This window comes from Acidiphilium sp. PA, from assembly GCF_026191915.1.
GTDB lineage: Bacteria > Pseudomonadota > Alphaproteobacteria > Acetobacterales > Acetobacteraceae > Acidiphilium.
On sequence record NZ_JAIMBY010000069.1, the window covers coordinates 1 to 3,316 of the forward strand.

A 3,316-nucleotide genomic window follows, 5' to 3' on the forward strand; every position below is an offset into this window, starting at 1 on the left:
GCTGCCGACCGGTATCGAGGTGACCGAGACGTCGGATGACCCTGAAATGGTCAAGGTGATCTACGCGCACGCCAAGGAACTCGATCGGTTTGCCAAGGAAGGCATGCCGGCGATGATGCGCGGCATGATGGGAACCAAAACGTAGCGATCAGGTTGTCCTCGGCGGTAATCACGCGGCCCATCGTGTGAGCCGCGGCATCACACTACATGAGCGGGGCGCAGATCGCACCGATCCGCGGTCGCCGGCGTTTCGATCTGAAATGTTGCATGACCGATCCCGAATCGTTCGCGAACCTTTGCAGTCGCGAGCTGCACCAAGGTATCGGCATGGATTGGATCCTGAACCAGGTGCGCGGTAAGCGCAATCTCGGTTGTGCTCAGACCCCAGATGTGAAGGTCATGAACATCAGCGACACCCGGCAGGCCGCGCAGCATGGCATCGACCTTTGCGAGATCGAGGCCATTCGGCACCGCATCCATCGCAAGGTTCACCGAATCGCGCAACAGGGTCCAGGTGCCGATCACAATCACCGCGACGAGAACCAGGCTGGTCGCAGGGTCGATCCAGCGCAGGTGGGTGAGCGTAATGAGCAGCCCTGCAACGACCACGCCAACTGACACCACCGCATCGGAAGCCATGTGCATAAACGCCGCCCTGACGTTCAGATCGCCCTTGCGACCGCTCATGAACATGAGCGCTGTCACCCCGTTGATCACGATGCCGGTCGCCGCGACCCACATGATGGTGATGCCTCCGACCGGTTGCGGTGCTGCGAACCGGCGCAACGCCTCGATCGTGATGGCACCACACCCCAGGAGCAGCACGACCGCATTGATCAGAGCCGCCATGATGGTCCCACGGCCCCAACCGTAGGTTCGCAACGCGGTCGGCCGCCGCCGCGCAAGCAAAACCGAGCCCCAGGCGATCAGAAGACCGAAAACGTCACCGAGGTTATGCACGGCATCGGCCAGTAGTGCTGCCGAATGAACGGCGATTCCGAAGAAAATTTCCAATGCAACGAAACCGGCGTTGAGTGCGGTGCCGAGCGCGAAAGCGCTGCCGAACGAACCCGGGGCATGGTGATGGCCCCCCGGTCCGTGCGCGTGATCATGGCCATGGGCGCGGCCATCATCGTCGTGCCCCTCATGGGCAGGGTGCCGATCCCCGTGATGATGGGCGCCATGATCGGGTGCGGACATGCCGTTGTCTCCGTGTCGGTGTGACTTGCTCGATATCCTGTATCGTCATATGAACAGATCTTCAACTATGAGATATCTTGTGATGTCTGTTTCTCCCTCGATCACGGACGACTTGGCAATCGAACTGGCGGACATGTTTCGACTGCTCGGCGATCCGAGTCGGTTACGGGTGGTGCTGACCTGTCTCGGCGCCCCGATCTGCGTGTCCGATATCGCGACCTTGACGCGACTGTCGCCCTCGCTGGTTAGTCACCATCTCCGTCTGTTGCGTGCGGCCCGCATTCTTCGCGCCGAGCGGCTTGGCAAGCAGGTTTTTTATACTTTGGCCGATCACCATGTCCGCTGCACTATCACCGACATGGTGGCGCATGTCGCTGAACCGGCCGAGACGATTGATACCGCTGCGGCTGATGTAAACGTGGCTGCCTGAAATGGCGGAGACGTATTGCGGCAACGAGTCGGCCGCGCCCATTTCGGTGGTCGGCGGGTGCGGCGCGCTGCCGGTGAATCCTGAAGGGTCGATCGAGCGCGCTGATTTGATCGGTAGGGCTTTCCGCCTGGAGTGGTTGACCGTGGCCTGGATGGTCGTGGAGGGCACGGTTGCGATCGGCGCCGCGGTGGATGCCGGTAGCCTAACTCTGGCAGCATTCGGCTTCGACAGCTTGATCGAACTGGCGTCGGCCGGTGTGCTGATCTGGCGCCTGACCGTCGAATTGCGTCACGGACAGATGGTCTCCGAAGCAGCCGAGCGCCGCGCCAGCCGGGTCGGCGGGGTTCTGTTGTATGTCCTCGCATTGTTCATCATTGGTGGCGTGGCGTGGTCATTCTGGACGCATCATGGCGAGACGTTCTCGATCGCCGGCTTTGTGGTGGCCCTGCTCGCGATGCCGGTCATGTTCATGCTTGCTCGTCGCAAGATCGCGCTTGCCACGTCATTGGGTAGCCGCGCCATGCGGGCAGACGCTGTGGAAAGCATCACCTGCGGCTGGTTGTCCCTCGTGGTGGTGATCGGGCTTGTCGCGGACCTGACGATCGGTGCCTGGTGGATCGATCCTGTAACGTCGCTTGCCATCGTTTGGTTTGTAGTCCGCGAGGCACGCGAGGCGTGGTCTGGCGAAGAATGCACGGCCTGCTCAACGGAAGATTCTGGTATACTGCGATAAAAATTCTCTTTTGCCGGCATTGGGAATTCTACAAGGTCTGCACGGGTAAATGATCTGGAGACCGATCACCCATTCAGCCACGACGCCCTTGCGTCGCCAATCACCTCATCGCCTCAGCTACTGCTGAGGCGACAATGCCGACAGTATTCGGCAACAGCTCACTCGGCCTCCGGCGCAGTCATTGATAACAGCAGCGAGATCTTGTCGCAGCGCCATCAGAGTGGCAATTCTATTGTCGAGTTCGATTAGGCGGACATTTGCAATTGTCGCAACATCGGCACAATCCTCCCCATCTTTTGCTGCGAGATCCGCTAAATTCCGCACAACTTCGAGGCTGAACCCCAAATCGCGGCAGCGTCGGATGAAACGAAGCCTTGCCAGATGATCGTCACCATAAAGGCGATAATTGCCAGCACTGCGGTTAGGCGCTGGCAGCAAGCCGATTTGTTCATACCAGCGGATAGTCTGGCGGGTTGCGCCAGTCAGCCGCGCCAAGGCGCCAACGGTTAAGAGAGCTTCCATGGCTTGACCTTACAGCAACTATAAGGTGCATCAAGGCTTGGACGTCTAGCGGGTGAGAGCAACAACGGATTAATCCGTTCGCTCAGGCGGCGCGGCGCGGTCAAGACTACTATGAAGAAACTGAGGAAACGCCTAATGACGACGAACTTGCGCCAAGCCGGCTATAGAGCAGGCTGGCTTACCGTGACGCTCGGCGCTGTCTGCCTGCCAGCCTATGCGCAGTCTGTGACTACTGTCTCGGCTCCACCGATCATCATGCCGATCGCGCCCAGTTCGGCCGAATCGCCGCACGCGGTTCACATCAAGAAAATCATCGTCCAGACCTCGCCGCTGAGCAGTTCCGGCATCAACATCGCCAAGGCCGCGCAGGCGGTGCAGATCATCTCCAAGCGCGAGATCTCGCAGAACGGCGCGCCCGATGCCCTGCGTGC

General features: G+C 60.0%; 4 protein-coding genes. 2 read left to right on the forward strand and 2 right to left on the reverse strand.

The window, feature by feature from the left end:
• Positions 1-198 precede the first annotated feature (198 nt).
• On the reverse strand, positions 199-1,200 hold the full coding sequence (locus AruPA_RS21465) for a cation diffusion facilitator family transporter (protein ID WP_265638764.1): 1,002 nt from the start codon (positions 1,198-1,200) through the stop codon (positions 199-201).
• 25 nt (positions 1,201-1,225) lie between these two features.
• Here AruPA_RS21465 and AruPA_RS21470 point away from each other — a divergent pair, with 25 nt between their 5' ends.
• Entirely contained in the window at positions 1,226-1,630 is a 405-nt protein-coding gene (locus AruPA_RS21470; protein ID WP_265638765.1) for a helix-turn-helix transcriptional regulator, read from the forward strand.
• Position 1,631: 1 nt separating this feature from the next.
• Positions 1,632-2,363, forward strand: coding sequence for a cation transporter (locus AruPA_RS21475; protein ID WP_265638766.1), 732 nt, complete (start codon positions 1,632-1,634; stop codon positions 2,361-2,363).
• 117 nt (positions 2,364-2,480) lie between these two features.
• Here the strand turns inward: AruPA_RS21475 and AruPA_RS21480 are convergent, their stop codons facing one another.
• The gene (locus AruPA_RS21480) at positions 2,481-2,885 is read right to left on the reverse strand and encodes a helix-turn-helix domain-containing protein (protein WP_265638767.1); all 405 of its coding nucleotides are present in this window, start codon (positions 2,883-2,885) and stop codon (positions 2,481-2,483) included.
• Positions 2,886-3,316: the final 431 nt, after the last annotated feature.